Raw genomic sequence first — 14886 nt, forward strand, 5'->3', positions numbered from 1 at the left:
AATTTTGAGTAATGTATTGTATGGTTTTTTAATAATATTTTGGTTTCTTATAATTATAGGCGGAGGTACAGTTGTGAGTATTATTTATTTCATAGATGTACTAGTAGAAAATAGTATAAATGAGATAATAGTACTTGTAATCAAAGGAGTTGTAATAACATTAATAATTTTTGGGTGGGTTGCTCTACTACAAAAAATGAAAAATAAGATATTGAAGAATGCAATAAAATTTACGTAGGATTTATTTTACCAATAACTTTCCCAATAATGCTCTTATCTGCACGTACATGAGAATTTGGAGGAATATCTTTGGTTAGAGTACATCTCATGTCAATCAAACTATTCTCACCAATTGTAACACCAGGAGCAACTGTTACAGAAACACCTATACGCACACCATTTTTTATTACTAATGGAAGACGAACATCATTTGTTGAATTTGGATAACCAAATTTACCCAAACTTATAGTTCACGTATTTGCTACAATAAAAAATGGAGTTATAAATACACAATCACCAATAGTTGCATCAGCAGTAATATGACACTGTGCGTGAATTGTAGTCCAAGATCCAATTCTTACACCAGGTTCAGTTATAGACAACGGGCCGAATATACTATGATCATCAATCTGTGTATCTGGTCTTAAGATAGCACCTGCTCCCATAATACAACTTTTGCCTATACTACAATTGTTATAAATTATAGAATTTGGCTCTAATTTAGTATCTTTACCAATTTTAATATTAGATTCTGTGTCTATAAAATCTTCTTCAAAAAAACGAGTATCTCGTACAATGAGCATATATCATAAGATATAGTTATTTTTTAAAAGTGTTATTATTAACATAAATAAAATTAGAAGTTTCAAGATATAGGATTTATTTAGATGATCGTGATTTAAAAAATTATGTCAATGACAGATATTATGTGGGTTGAAAAATACCGTCCAACTAAATTATCAGATATAGTAGGACAGACAGAGATTATTAAAAGCATTGAGGCCTTGTTAAAAAATCAATCAGAGATGCCACATTTACTTTTCTCAGGTTCTGCAGGAGTAGGAAAGACAACTACAGCACTATGTCTCACACATCATATTTTAGGAAAAAATAGAAAAAATAACGTATTGGAATTAAACGCATCTGATGAACGTGGCATAGGAATGGTTAGAGAACGTGTAAAAAAATTCTCGAGATTTGTAAGTATGGGCGCAGATGTTCCATTTAAAATAATTATTTTAGACGAAGCTGATGAAATGACATCTGATGCTCAAACAGCGTTACGAAGAATAATTGAAGATACTGCAAAATACTGTAGATTTATTTTAATTGCAAATAATGTATCAAAGATAATTGGTCCCATACAAAGCAGATGTTCTGCATTCAAATTTTCAGGAATATCAAAGAAAGAACTAACCGCACATTTGAAAACCATTGCAAAATCTGAAAAAATCAAAGTTGATGAAGAGGGATTAAATACGATTTATGAACATGCAAAAGGTGATCTACGTCATTCTATCAATATTTTACAAACCGTATCAAGTTCTGGTGATGTAACGGTAGATAATGTCAAAGCAATCTCAGGTTTGGCAAAATCACAAGATGTCGAAGGCATACTAGCCAAAGCCATCAAGGGGGATGTTAGCACAGCACGTACAGAGATGATCGAATTAATCAAGTTACAAGGTATGTCTGAAGCAGATTTTCTTAAATATATCAATCAGGCAGCAAACAAAATGGAATTAGAAAATTTGAGCAAAGTGATACAGATTATAGCAAAATATGATTATCGAATTCTTGTTGGTGCAAATGCCGAAATACAGTTATCTGCATTATTATCTGAATTATCAAACATTGAGAATTAAATCACTTGTGTCATAAATCAAATTAATTATACATACAACACGATGAATTTTATAGGTTAATAGGAAAATGTAATATTATGTATATGGTTTTTATATTAATTTCAATAATAATTGGAGTAATTGGATTTTCAGATGCCTCTGCAGAAATGTTAAATGTTGAACAATCAAATATATCACCGTTAAAACAGATCACAGATAGAATATTTGCTCAAGATGTTACATGTAATGAAGGATTGAATCTTATAATACGCTATAATGACATTCCAGCATGTATAAAGTCAAGTACCGTAGATATACTAATTCAAAGAGGATGGGAAATTAAACTAGTACAAACATCGGATCAAGAAATTGTACAATCAAGTGATGAAGATTTAAAAAATAAAGTCAAAAAAATGGCAATTGAGATATGGGAATATGGATTAAGAGAGCCAGATGAATCAGATGAGGGGTACATTAAAGGTCCCACAGAGAATGGTTATGAGATTATATTTTATGATGTAATAGGAGATAATATTTTACATAAAAAATCACCAAATATACCTGAGAATTTAATATATCTGCAAGAAGATACAGTAAAACATTTGAGAATTTGGAATGTATTTACAAAATTAATTCCAAGCTCATATAGAGATACGAGTCTATTTTATCTAACTACAGATGGAGTCGGAGAGCAAGGCGGAGGTGTAGAGAGAGATCGAATGATACCACACAATGGTATCTATTATTTGATATTTTAGATTCATATCCAACAGAGAATTTTGATTACAAGGAGACAATTATAACATCGATTCATGAATTTGGACATATACTCACACTCGGTTCTGATCAGATTGATGTGGATTTAGAACTTGTGAAATTATGGCATCAAGATGAGAGGGATGAAGAAAAACTCGATAGGTTATATGAGATAAAGATAAGAGAATGTCCAAAGAGAGCTCTAATAGAAGATGGTTGTGCAAATATCGATTCGTATATTAATTTATTTTATCAAGAATTTTGGATTGACATACTACCAGAATGGAACAATTTACAAACAATAACAGATGATGAAGAATACTTTGAACAATTTGATATCTTTTATCTAAAGTATAAAGATAGATTTGTGAGTGAATACGCATCAACGCATGTAGAAGAAGATATTGCAGAATCATGGACAGCGTTTGTCTTGAAAGACAAACCTAGTGGTAAAACAATTGCAGAACAGAAAATATTATTCTTTTACGAATATTCAGATTTTATAGATTTACGTGATCATATACGTAGTCAATTATCAGAAATCTAAGGTTTAGATAGAAAATTCACATATTGAAAAACGCAGAGAGAGGGATTTGAACCCCCGTGTTCTTGCGAACACAGGCTCTCAAGGCCCGCGCCCTACCGAGTTAGGCGACCTCTGCAGAGTATGTTGTATAATGCCTGTTAAAAATTGTTGAGCGCAATATAATTAGAAAAAGAGAAAAAATGAAAAAATAATTGATCTAATCGTGTGAGTGTGGGTTTTCAGAACCAGATTCCATTTTTACAAATGTTCCGGCTGCTTTTTCATGTGCTTCTAGATTGGATTGATTGACGATGATTGCTTGTGGAGGACATACAGACACACAGGCCATGCACCAAATACAATCATGTTCTCGTATTGGATCAGCCTTGTCAGTATAGTCTTTACGTTCTTCTTTTTCAGAGCTACCAGTACCATCAAATGTTGCAGTTGTAGCTTCGATGTTTGATATATCTTTTTCAGTTCTGTACCATTGAAATACTTGTACTGGACATGATTCTATACAAGCACCATCAGCAACACAAGAATCCCAATCAACAGCAACCATAGTACCACTGACACCGAGAGGAACTTGTTCTTCTCCCCTAGCTTTGTATGCGTCTATACATTCTTGATTTGAGAATGCTTCTGCATCACTTCTGCCAGGACCCCATACGAAATGGAAATTTTCTCCATCGGAATGAAGAATTTTGCCAGTAGGTTTTAGACCTTCTGGGAAATTTTCTGCTATTGGCATATTTCACTAAATTACATATCAGTATTTAAATCTAAATAAAATTAGTTGAAACTAAACAAATTATTGAGTATGATTGCTCGTTTGTGATCCGTACGTTAATAACGTTTTATGATAAGTAGTCGCATGGATATTACAAAATACGATGTGTATAAAAGCCCAAATATTGGAGTATACACCAAAGTAAATGACGATTATATATTTATTCCAAACGGTATGGCAAAGACAAAGGCAGAAAAATTAGCAAAATATTTGAATGTAGAATATTATCATACGACTGTTGCAGATACGCGCCTTTTAGGACCACTTATGGTATTAAATAACAATGGAATACTTTTACCTGGAACGATTAATCAAAGAGAGTATGATTTTTTCAAAAAAGAATTAAAATTAAATGTAGGTATACTAGATAGCAAGATTACTGCTTTGGGAAATTTAATAGCCATTAATGACAAAGCAGTTATTGTATCCCCAATGTTTGAAAAAAATGAGTTGGAGATTATAAAAAATGTTCTTGGTGTTGAAGTATTACAAAAAAAAATTGCAGGATATAACCAAACAGGTGTCATGCTAATCGCTACAGCAAAAAATGGTGTTATTAGTATGAATACAAATATTGATGACAAGAAAGAGATTCAAGATTTTATGAAGGTGGAGTTGGTAGAGTGTACGATAAATGGTGGTGTGCCATATTTATCATCAGGAATATTGGCAAACAACAAATCAATTGTAGTGGGTTCAGTTACTAGTGGAACTGAAATTATGACACTCACTGGTGCATTTATGAACTAAGTAGAGTAGTTATACGCTGTGTCAAAGAATCAATATTAATTAATTCTTCTTTTTCATTTTTCATATTTTTGATCTTTACTTGATTATTTTCATATTCTTTAGGACCTACAATTACTACAAATAGAGACTCTTTTGCAGCCGTAAATTGTTTCTTGAACGCACGATCAGTAAGATCCATGACTGTGGGAATTTTGGCACTGCGTAGTTGTGAGGTTATGTGTATGGCATGCTTGAATACAGTATTATCCACATATACAACACGAATAGGCACATTTCGGCTAATATTTAGAATAGATTGATTATCCATTGCAAGTATTGTACGCTCAACTCCTCCTGCAACACCTACTGCCCCAAGATCATCACGTCTAAATGCACTAGGAAGGGAATCGTATCGCCCACCTCCTGCTAGTGAACCAAGATTGGATTTAGGATCAATCACTTCAAAGACTGTTCCGGTGTAGTAATCCAATCCACGAACAATTCCAAAATTAATGCGAGCATTACGCACATTTCTGTTTTCAAGAGAATTCCAAATGTCCAAGATTCTCACCCATGATTCAAGCTTTGTAGTATCAATTAGTTTACTAATTTCATCTGGACTGCCAGAGATCAGGGAAAAATCTAGTAATTTCTCAATATTGGTAGAGTCATATCCTTTATCAACAAATTCATCAGTAATTTCCTTTCTACTTTTTTTACCAATTTTATCGATTGCTCTCAACATATCTGAAATGACTATACCATCAGCAGAGTCAAAGATGGAATGAATCATAGATTCAGCTAGACGACGATGACTAATATTAATAATTACATCTTTCATACCAAGTGAATCAAATAATCGTGACGTAAATTCAATAGTCTCAGAGTCATATTCTAGATTTGATTTACCATACAATTCAATATTCCACTGATGAAAAAATCGATATCTGCCTTTTTGTGGTTCATCATATCTCCAAACACCACCAAACGAGGCAAGTTTGGCCGGTAATCGCATAGATTTCTGTGACGCAATAAATCTAGTTAGACCAACGGTAAAGTCAAAGCGTAGAGCAATGTCTCTTTGTGCTTTGTCTTGAAAATAATAGATATCATCACGTATTGCGCTACCACTTTTTGCCTCTAAAACAGACAACAATTCTATTGGTGATGGCTCCATAAACTCAAATCCAAATATACGACATGTCTCCAAAAAACGTTCTCTTACAAATTCAATCTTTTTAATTTCTTCAGATCCAAAATCTTTCATACCTCTAGGTAATTCCATTATACCTTGTGAGTAAACAAACTTGTAATTTAGACTTTGCACATATACAAATAATGATTCCATAACATCTTTGTTAACAAATTTTAACTAATTTTCCAATATGGAAAAATTATGAAGACCCACTATTGTATAAATATCGAATAAGTAAATGCCAAGTTTCAATAATATGAGCTGAAATAACACATCAAGACACAACAAAACAATGAATATATTAAAGAATTACTTTGAATTATTTACATTGAGTAATGGGGTATTTCTACGTATATATGGTCGAATTATTAAAAAGGTTGCACATTCAAGAATTGCATCTATAGAACCATTACAAAATATTCATAAAGCCATAGTCAAGCATTCATCTAGCGATTTCGTAATGATCGGAGAGAATAAGATATACTTGGATCAAAATGATTCTCTTCGTCTTTCCATTCATGGTTCGCATGAGCCATTTGAGACAGAATTATTATCAAAATGGATTAAAGAATCAGATTATGTATTAGATTTAGGGGCAAATATAGGATATTTTACATTAATTATGTCAAAGTTAGTTGGGGATTCTGGCAAAGTTTTTTCATTTGAACCAAGCATGGATAATTTTGAGATCTTAAAAAAAAATATAAAAGTAAATAATTGTAATAATGTAATAATAGAAAATATGGCAGTTGGAAACAAAAATGGAGAAATAAAATTATATCTGTCAGATAATCAAAGTATGCATACTTTGTATGAGAATACAATCTCTACAAACAGATCTGTGACGGTTCCAATCATAAAATTGGACGATTATTACAACAAAAAATCTATTAATAAAATTAATGTTATCAAAATGGATGTAGAAGGAGCAGAATTAGATACTTTACGAGGTATGAGCAACATATTGACAGAAAATAAGGATGTTGTGTTATTTGTAGAGTTTAATCCAGAGTCAATAAAAAAAGCTGGAATGTTACCAAAAGATCAGTTAGCTTTCATAGATGATTTAGGATTCAAGATTTATGTTATTTATGAATCAGCGCAAAAAATTAAACCTATGAATGTAGATCAAATTATAGATAGTTGTGTAAAAACTACGAATTTATTATGTAGTCGTACAGATATACAAGAATAACATTAAACAATTATTCACTTTTGATAGTAATGTTATAATTATAATATCAAAAGACTAGTCAAGTAACTATAATATAACATTAAGGCATATTAGTATGGCATTTGACTATTCATTGAAAATTGGGTTATACGTTTTTAGATCATGCAACCGATGCCATAGTTGAGGTAACAGCTAAAGACATGAATGAGGCATTCATGTTTGCTGGAATGGCTACAGTGGAGATTATGATCGAATCAAAATCTGTAGACACTAACAGTACAGAATCAATAATAGTAACAGGGACAGATGATCAAGAATTATTATATAATTGGTTGGAAGAGATAATTTTTAACATAATAACAAAGGGTTTTGCTATATCAAAGATAACTGATGTTACGTATCAAGAAAAAAAGATTACGGCAATTATACATGGAGAATCATTAGACATAGAAAAACATAATTTTAAAATTGAAATCAAAGCTCCTACATTTCATGAGATGTCTATAACAAATAATGGCTCTACATATATGAAATTTCTATTAGATTTATAATTTAATAACCATATGCAGCATTGCTCTTCCTTTGTATTTCAACTATTTCATATAGCAATTCTAATTCAGGTGGCGTTAATTTGTGAGAAAATTTATTGAGTAATTGTTTTGCCTCATTGGATGTAGGAAGAGAATAATAGACATCTTCTTCGTGTACTTGACGGCCGATGGTGACACCTTGTACAGAACACGCAGCCTCTCCACCAGTCTTTACGGTATCAATATTTTTTTTCTTTTCTTGTAATTGATGTACAGTTCCAATTCTTTTGCCTGTCTTATTCATAAATGAGGTTTTTTGCTTTAATGTACCTACATCAACTCGGATTCCAAATACTGCAGGATCATTATTTCTAAATTGATAGCCTTTAAGGAATGTGAATTTGGATAATGGTGGGATTTCAGAAAATATGGAATCCTCTACATTTCTTGCGTCGTCTTGAGCCCACTGTGTGTATGAATCTATAAGACTGTAGATTATTTTGTCTTCAAAAATACGTATATGAGATTCATCTGCATGTTTTTGTGCGTCAAGAAGAATTTTTACATTAAATGCCATAATAACACCTAGATGTCGATCATTTCCCTTGATTGCTTTTGCCTGCATGACATCATTGTGTGTAACATTACCAATGTCAGCTTTTGCAATTGGAATTTTTTCACGTTGCAACATAGATACAATAGCTTCCAATGAACCAATGGTATCACATTTTAAAATTATTCCATCTACTTCTGTTTCAATAAATATTGATTTTAATTCAGCTAAAAGTTCTTTTTTGGCTTGCTGTGATTCATCAGAATTAGTTGAAACATATACTGTACTGCCAGGTAGAACACCATCAAGATCAGGTGATACAATTTTCACTCCAGCTGCTGCTACAACTTGATCAACAGATTTGAGTTTATCTCGTATGTCACGCATTTCATCTAATGGTTTAGGTAATAGTATTGCTTTAGGTTTTATAGAAATTACATCATCCCGTTTAGAAAAAACAAGCATATCGTCTTTATGTAAAATACCATCAATTAGTATAATATTTGCAGTAGTACCAAGACCAACCTCATCATTTACCTCCAAGACGATACCTCTAGTTCTCTTTTTACTCTGATCTAGTCGTTTTTGTAGAAATTGTCTGGCCAATCCAACTAGTACTACTAATAATTCTGGAATTCCAACTCCAGTCTTTGCACTAACTGGAACGATGGATACTTCCTCTGAAAAATTTTGAACTCGATAAAACGCTTCGGATTTATATCCTAAAACAGATAGTGTTCCAACTACCCCGTATATCTGCTCATCGAGTGTAGTCTGAATAGATGTAGGTTGAGCCTTGATGCTAGTAGTAATATTAGGAGTATCAGTGGGTTGCCATCCAGGTATTTGATCTACCTTGTTTAAAGCAACTACAAATGGAACTTTTCTACTCTCTAAAATTTTCAGGCTCTCATTAGTCTGAGGTTGAAAACCTCTGTTTGTATCTACCACAAGGATTGCAATATCAGCTGCCAAGCCTCCACGAGTTCTTAGATTTTTAAAAACTTCATGTCCTGGTGTATCAATTACTAAAATTCCAGGAATATTTACTTTGGAATTCTCTTCCATCTTATCAAACATAGAGCCACAGATTTTTTTTATAGTTTCAGTTGGAAGGAAACTTGCGCCTATATGTTGAGTAATTCCACCTGCTTCACGTTTTTGAATTCCAGAATCTCTAATATAATCAAGTATGGATGTTTTGCCAGAGTCTACATGTCCTAAAACTGTTACAATGGGTTGTCGAATTGCCAAATTTGATCACGTAAACACAACCTCCAATTCCTTTTTAAAACTTTCTAGTGAATCTGAAGCGTGAATGATATTATCAGTGAAACCTGTGCCAAAATCTCCACGAATGGAGCCAGGAGCGGCTTCAAAAGATTTTGTGTTGCCAATCATTAATCGTGTAGTGGCAATAGCATTATGACCTTGAATAACTGCAGCTACAACTCTACCAGATGTAATGAATGTTACAAGTTCATTAAAAAATGGTTTATCACTATGAACAGAGTAAAAGTTTTTGGCATAGTCAGTAGTGAATGTAAACATTCGAAGTTTAACAATTTCATAACCCTTTTTCTCAAATCTCACTAAAATTTCACCAGTTAGATTTCTCTTTACACCGTCAGGTTTTATGATGAACAGGGTCTGTTCAAGCATGTTATTTTCTAGTCCTAATTCCGCCTTTGACGTACTTTAGAGTCCATTTCAATTTCCTAGGATCTCGCTTCAACTCTAGGGAGTTTTTTTTACATTTAGCAGAGCAAAACCAGAGTAGGGTACCATCATTTTTGGCAAACATTATACCTGAACCTTTGGTTACAGGTCTATTACAAAAACTACAGGATTTTACTAAAAGGCTCAAAATATCACTTTATTTTTTTTGCTTCTCGTTCTGTTTCGCGTAACATCAATGTATCAGACATACGTAAAGAGCCTTTAACATTTCTCGTAAGTATTCTGCCTTTATCTTTACCTTCAAGTATCTTTACGCGTACTTGAATAACTTCACCAGCAATTCCAGTTCGTCCAACAATTTGAGTAACTTGAGCGGGAATAATTTCTTCACTACTACTACTCAACTAGTTCCACCTTTGATCTTTGATACAGATTCTACAACTTTATCAATAATATGTTGGGCATCACCAGAATCTAATATTGCAGCTGCGGCAGATTTTATATTAATACCAAGAGATTCACCTAATTCTTGCTGACTTGGAACAAATGCATATGCCATTCCTTGTTCATCACAGATCATTGGAAGATGAGAAACAACTTCTGGTGGTTCTACATCTTCGGCAATTACAACTAGTTTAGAAAGTCCACGCTCAATAGCCTTTGTAGTTTCATTAGTTCCTTTCTTTACTTTACCAGTAGTAGCAGCTATGCGAACTGCTTCCAAGATAGGACTAACTAGATCTTGTGGTGTTTCAAATTTTACATAATATCCTTTTACCATATCTAATCACAACTGTGTAATCTCCATTCTGAATCTCTTTGATATTCGTCTTAAATATGTTGGCAACAATTAAGAAATGATCAGTGAATTAATTTTATCAGTAAAACGAATAATGATTTCATTCAATTTAGTATGATTTGTACTTTCGGCATAAATTCGCAAAATTGGTTCTGTTCCACTAGGGCGAATCATAACCCATTCTTGTGTTCCTAGTGTAATTTTGATACCATCACTAGTATCAGAATCAGGATATTCTTCAACAAGTAATTTTATAATTCTAGTCGCATCTTTAAAAGAACATTTTATTTTGGTTTTTGTAGTAAATGAAGGGAGCAAGTTCCCTATATGAATAGATAAAGAGTCGTTATCTTTTGCTAACAAATCCAACATTAGAGCTAGAGTCATGGAACCATCACGTACCATATTATGTCTACCATACATGAATCCACCATTTTCTTCAAAACCAACTATAGCATTTAATTCTGCCATTTTTCTAGAAACTACAACACTACCAATAATTGTTCGAACTACGGTAGAATTATTTTCAGCTGCAATTGTATCTATAACATTTGTAGAATTAATACCAGTAACGATTATAGAATTTGGGTTAGATTGCAAAATATATTTTGATAAAAGTAATGCAGAACGATCACCAGATACAATATTTCCTTCATCATCACAAAAGACACTTCGATCACCATCACCATCAAACGCAATTCCCAAAGACGCATTATTTTCCAATACAGAGGATGATAATTCATCAAGGTTTTCAGGGGTAGGTTCAGATGCACGTCCTGGAAAATTTCCATCTATTTTTCCATTTATAGTAATTATATCACAATTTAATCTCTCACACAGTATTGGAGCAGCAACAGCCTGAGCTCCATTGCCTAAATCAAGAACAACAGTAAAATTTTTCTTTTTAATTAATTCAGAGTCAATTTGGGACAATATGCCATCAATATAGACATCAATTGCTCGATTCTCTTTCTCTACTTTACCAGATTCAGCGTGCACAGGCCAGTTTTTTGTAAAATAATTTTCTTCAACTATCAATTCATTTTTTCTTGAAAGTTCAATTCCATCATGATCTGCAGGTTTTATGCCATTATACTCTGGTGGATTGTGTGAGGCAGTTATCATGATACCTCCTTTGTATCCTAATTTTTTTACAGCAAATTCTAAACATGGAGTGGGAACTAGACCAGCATCCATGCAGTCTAGACCCACATTATTCAGTGCGTCACGAATTGTAGATGCTATCTTTGTACTTGATATGCGACCATCATAACCAACAAGTATTGGACCGTCTTCAAAATATGTTGCCAATGAATATGTTAGATCACGGGCAAGATCAAGAGTGAATTCAGTACCAAATACACCACGAACACCATTAGTACCAAATAATTTAGCCATAATATTATCAATGTATCAGCAAATTTGTTCTTTACTATAATTATTAATTAAAAAGATAAAACAGAGTGAAAATATTAATTTAAAGAGTAAGTTTTTGAGTAAATTATAGCCATTTATCCCAATCTTTTGGTTTAGGTATGGGATTACCATTTCGTAATTGATCAAGTTTGGAAGACAGTTCATCTATATGTTTTTTATCTATATCTGCTGTTCCATTTGTTAATGAAGCACGTGTTAGTTTTAACAGATTTAGATATAGTGGAAATAAACATTCAGTAAAAATACCTGGTGGTAACTTGTACGCAAATGGATTAGATTCTTCATAAACTTCAATTTCAGATGAAAGAGCATTTGATTTATTCATATGTATATATCCAATTATAATTAATACTGGTACAATAATAGATATTGCAATTATAACATAGTATGTAAAATTTGGAAAAATTAAGAGTAGGGATGGATAATTTTGAATTGCAAGATAATATGTCAAGGTCAACATGTTAAATAATCCAATTATGAAGATAAAATATTCACTATATGCTACTCTAAAATATTGCATGAAACGAAAAATACGTATTCTCATCGAATCACACCTCGTGGAGGATTACCTTCATGTCCACCCTTGAGTAAATTTTCAATTCTTTGCTCTAGGGATTTAATATTATTAATTTCATCTGGAGTTAGTTTTTCTTTATTTGCAATTTTTAAATTTAGTTGATATAATGTGTAATGAATATCTCCAACTAGACAATCATGACCAAAACGATATTTATAGAAATAAGGGTGATTTTTCATGTAAGTAACTAAATCTTGTGAATATAATCCACTTCTTCTAAAATGTGTCCAACCTACTAGGATTAGTGTAGGGAAACCAATTCCTATTATTATTACAACATATAATTCAAAACTCGTAAAAATATTTCCTAAAATTGAAACTTGATCAATTAAGAGAAAATATGTACTAGTTAGGACATTGAGTAGTCCGACTAGCAGTAACATATATGAATGATAACCCTTTTTAAAATAGGAAAATACTCTAATGCCTTTGTTTGTATAGCCCATGATCAATTGAATAGTTTTGGAGTATAAATCAATTTTTATGATTAGGGTATAATGATTTCATCAAAAATGAAACACATTAGAAAAGAATGAAATGATTATTGTGATAGAGATTGAGATGCATCATGGAACATTTGGCTCTTTGCACAGCCGGCTGCAAGTTCGTCGCCTGCGCCACGTCTCATAAGACCACGATACAATCCATCTTCGAGTTTGACGCCTTCACGCTCTTCCCATTCCTCGACTGTAATTGAGTATTTTTTCTGTATTCTGTCACGATACCATTCTGGAATCACATTAAATGCACAGAATGGAATGATTCTCAAATCTGGTGTTAAATAGTGAATATCACATCTTTGTAGACGCTCTAGATCTTCATTATACTTGTCTTGGAAATGCATCATACCAAGGAATAGTCCCTTTACATGCCAAGAACCAATAGAATCAAATGATTTCTTCATCAAAATATTACCAAACATCTTTGCCAAATCAAGACCTGCAGGTTGCTTTTTCTTTTCTACAAAACTAGATAATTTTCTGACAACCTCTAACATTGTAAAGTATTTATTTTTACCAGAATGAATCTCTTCGGCCTTGTCCTCAAATAATTCGAGCATACCTTGAATATCACAAAATTTGGTAATTGGAACAAATTTTTTGGTATCTGCATCTTCAAAGACATATGTTCCTGCACCGCATGCAAAGTGAATAGATAATTCATACTTTGGTTTACTAGAGAATGCTTCTATAACATCAGTTAGTGGCATACAACTTGGAACTGGGAACCAATCATCAGAAGTAACTTCACCATTTGTCTGCTCTTCAATGCGTTGAATACAATCAGGAACAGTGATACGATATTTCTCACGTTCACTTTTACCCATTCGACCAGTAAGGGAGACAGGTTGAAAGTTTACGGCATGCACCACATCCATGTTTTTCTGAGCATATCGAATAATACCACCAAGTTCATGATCATTAATTGATTTGATTACAGTGGGAACAAATACTACAGTGGTGCCTGTTTTTCTGCAACTATCAAGTGCATAAGGAATCTCCCAGTGATTTTTTGGGTTTGTTCTTGCAGTAACACCATCAAAACTAAGATAGAGATTATTACAGCCAGCAAGTCGTACATCACGAGCAGCTTCTGGATCCATAGCATGGCGAATACCATTTGTGTTCATCTGTATATGATCAACACCTTCTTCTTTCATAATTTTAATAATATCAGCAATATCATTGCGCAACATTGGTTCACCACCAGTAATCTGAATAGAATTTCCGGGTATAGGACGTTCTGCCCTAAGTGTCTTCATCATTGCACGAACTTGATCATGTTCTGGTTCATACATGTATGCACCTTCAAGACCTTTCTTTACATAAAAAAAGCAATACCAACATGTAGAATCACATCTATTTGTCACAATCATATTTGCCAAACCACTATGTGACAAGTGGTTTGAACATAGACCACAGTTATTTGGACAAGAACATTTCTCTATAGTAACATTTGGAGCGTGAGCACCTTTACCATCTACCCAGTATGTACTAAATTTGTTATACATGTCATAAGAGCCAAAATAGAGTTCTTCACATTCACCATGAGCAGGACAAGTTTTTGTCATGAATACTTGGCTATTTCTCTCAAAAATCTCAGCGTCTAGAATCATGTTACAATCAGGGCAGATACTTTGTGTGAATCGTATGGTAGATTTTGCTCCTTTGTTTTTAGATTTTTGACCAGATATCTGAATTAATGACATACTAATCAAAATTAAAACGGGATTATATATAATAGATCTCCAACTAAACACCGTTGGAATAGTGAATTTGTGATAATTAGTTGA

At 32.9% G+C, this 14886-nt stretch carries 20 protein-coding genes and 1 tRNA gene; 7 read left to right on the top strand and 14 right to left on the bottom strand.

The window, feature by feature from the left end:
* Nucleotides 1-4: 4 nt before the first annotated feature.
* Nucleotides 5-238 (top strand): hypothetical protein, encoded by a 234-nt coding sequence (locus R1F52_02300; GenBank protein ID WOV93477.1) that lies wholly within the window; start codon nucleotides 5-7, stop codon nucleotides 236-238.
* Here R1F52_02300 and R1F52_02305 read toward each other — a convergent pair.
* Nucleotides 231-461 carry a hypothetical protein gene (locus R1F52_02305; protein WOV93478.1) on the bottom strand — a complete coding sequence of 77 codons (231 nt, stop codon included), beginning with the start codon at nucleotides 459-461 and terminating at the stop codon, nucleotides 231-233. The genes R1F52_02300 and R1F52_02305 overlap by 8 nt on opposite strands.
* A gap of 9 nt (nucleotides 462-470) precedes the next feature.
* A complete protein-coding gene (locus tag R1F52_02310) occupies nucleotides 471-803 on the bottom strand; it encodes a hypothetical protein (GenBank protein ID WOV93479.1) in 333 nt (110 codons plus the stop codon).
* Nucleotides 804-908: 105 nt separating this feature from the next.
* Between R1F52_02310 and R1F52_02315 the strand changes: the two genes are divergently transcribed.
* The 3 genes from R1F52_02315 to R1F52_02325 all read left to right on the top strand — a co-directional run bounded on the left by R1F52_02315 (nucleotide 909) and on the right by R1F52_02325 (nucleotide 3147).
* Nucleotides 909-1865 carry a replication factor C small subunit gene (locus R1F52_02315; GenBank protein WOV93480.1) on the top strand — a complete coding sequence of 319 codons (957 nt, stop codon included), beginning with the start codon at nucleotides 909-911 and terminating at the stop codon, nucleotides 1863-1865.
* Between the two features lie 83 nt (nucleotides 1866-1948).
* Nucleotides 1949-2602, top strand: a complete 654-nt coding sequence (locus R1F52_02320) for a hypothetical protein (protein ID WOV93481.1) — start codon at nucleotides 1949-1951, stop codon at nucleotides 2600-2602.
* Nucleotides 2603-2700: 98 nt separating this feature from the next.
* Nucleotides 2701-3147 (top strand): hypothetical protein, encoded by a 447-nt coding sequence (locus R1F52_02325; protein ID WOV93482.1) that lies wholly within the window; start codon nucleotides 2701-2703, stop codon nucleotides 3145-3147.
* 31 nt (nucleotides 3148-3178) lie between these two features.
* Here R1F52_02325 and R1F52_02330 read toward each other — a convergent pair.
* A tRNA-Ser gene (locus tag R1F52_02330) sits at nucleotides 3179-3262 on the bottom strand.
* An 81-nt stretch (nucleotides 3263-3343) separates the two neighbouring features.
* On the bottom strand, nucleotides 3344-3880 hold the full coding sequence (locus R1F52_02335) for a ferredoxin family protein (GenBank protein WOV93483.1): 537 nt from the start codon (nucleotides 3878-3880) through the stop codon (nucleotides 3344-3346).
* A gap of 123 nt (nucleotides 3881-4003) precedes the next feature.
* On the opposite strand from R1F52_02335, the gene R1F52_02340 reads away from it, so the two are divergent.
* Nucleotides 4004-4669 carry a translation initiation factor IF-6 gene (locus tag R1F52_02340; protein ID WOV93484.1) on the top strand — a complete coding sequence of 222 codons (666 nt, stop codon included), beginning with the start codon at nucleotides 4004-4006 and terminating at the stop codon, nucleotides 4667-4669.
* Here the strand turns inward: R1F52_02340 and hisS are convergent.
* Nucleotides 4659-5933 (bottom strand): histidine--tRNA ligase, encoded by a 1275-nt coding sequence (gene hisS / locus R1F52_02345; GenBank protein WOV93485.1) that lies wholly within the window; start codon nucleotides 5931-5933, stop codon nucleotides 4659-4661. The two genes, R1F52_02340 and hisS, sit on opposite strands and share 11 nt — an antisense overlap.
* Nucleotides 5934-6171: 238 nt before the next feature.
* On the opposite strand from hisS, the gene R1F52_02350 reads away from it, so the two are divergent.
* Nucleotides 6172-7038 carry an FkbM family methyltransferase gene (locus R1F52_02350; GenBank protein ID WOV93486.1) on the top strand — a complete coding sequence of 289 codons (867 nt, stop codon included), beginning with the start codon at nucleotides 6172-6174 and terminating at the stop codon, nucleotides 7036-7038.
* Nucleotides 7039-7157: 119 nt separating this feature from the next.
* Complete coding sequence (locus R1F52_02355) at nucleotides 7158-7568, top strand: archease (protein WOV93487.1); 411 nt, start codon at nucleotides 7158-7160, stop codon at nucleotides 7566-7568.
* 1 nt (nucleotide 7569) lies between these two features.
* Here the strand turns inward: R1F52_02355 and infB are convergent, their stop codons facing one another.
* The 9 genes from infB to R1F52_02400 all read right to left on the bottom strand — a co-directional run bounded on the left by infB (nucleotide 7570) and on the right by R1F52_02400 (nucleotide 14802).
* Entirely contained in the window at nucleotides 7570-9354 is a 1785-nt protein-coding gene (gene infB, locus R1F52_02360) for a translation initiation factor IF-2 (GenBank protein ID WOV93488.1), read from the bottom strand.
* A gap of 6 nt (nucleotides 9355-9360) precedes the next feature.
* A complete protein-coding gene (gene ndk, locus R1F52_02365; protein ID WOV93489.1) occupies nucleotides 9361-9762 on the bottom strand; it encodes a nucleoside-diphosphate kinase in 402 nt (133 codons plus the stop codon).
* Between the two features lies 1 nt (nucleotide 9763).
* On the bottom strand, nucleotides 9764-9967 hold the full coding sequence (locus R1F52_02370) for a 50S ribosomal protein L24e (GenBank protein WOV93490.1): 204 nt from the start codon (nucleotides 9965-9967) through the stop codon (nucleotides 9764-9766).
* 4 nt (nucleotides 9968-9971) lie between these two features.
* The gene (locus tag R1F52_02375) at nucleotides 9972-10184 is read right to left on the bottom strand and encodes a 30S ribosomal protein S28e (GenBank protein ID WOV93491.1); all 213 of its coding nucleotides are present in this window, start codon (nucleotides 10182-10184) and stop codon (nucleotides 9972-9974) included.
* On the bottom strand, nucleotides 10181-10561 hold the full coding sequence (rpl7ae, locus tag R1F52_02380) for a 50S ribosomal protein L7Ae (GenBank protein ID WOV93492.1): 381 nt from the start codon (nucleotides 10559-10561) through the stop codon (nucleotides 10181-10183). The genes R1F52_02375 and rpl7ae overlap by 4 nt, the downstream gene beginning before the upstream one ends.
* A 69-nt stretch (nucleotides 10562-10630) precedes the next feature.
* Nucleotides 10631-11977, bottom strand: coding sequence for a phosphoglucosamine mutase (gene glmM, locus R1F52_02385; protein ID WOV93493.1), 1347 nt, complete (start codon nucleotides 11975-11977; stop codon nucleotides 10631-10633).
* A gap of 103 nt (nucleotides 11978-12080) precedes the next feature.
* Nucleotides 12081-12560: a hypothetical protein gene (locus tag R1F52_02390; protein WOV93494.1), complete on the bottom strand. Its 480-nt coding sequence runs from the start codon at nucleotides 12558-12560 to the stop codon at nucleotides 12081-12083.
* Nucleotides 12557-12976, bottom strand: a complete 420-nt coding sequence (locus tag R1F52_02395) for a hypothetical protein (GenBank protein ID WOV93495.1) — start codon at nucleotides 12974-12976, stop codon at nucleotides 12557-12559. Before R1F52_02395 ends, R1F52_02390 begins: the two co-directional genes overlap by 4 nt.
* 158 nt (nucleotides 12977-13134) lie before the next feature.
* On the bottom strand, nucleotides 13135-14802 hold the full coding sequence (locus R1F52_02400) for a radical SAM protein (GenBank protein WOV93496.1): 1668 nt from the start codon (nucleotides 14800-14802) through the stop codon (nucleotides 13135-13137).
* Nucleotides 14803-14886: the final 84 nt, after the last annotated feature.

The organism is Nitrosopumilaceae archaeon AB1(1), assembly GCA_033471095.1.
GTDB classification, from domain to species: Archaea; Thermoproteota; Nitrososphaeria; order Nitrososphaerales; family Nitrosopumilaceae; genus Nitrosoabyssus; species Nitrosoabyssus spongiisocia.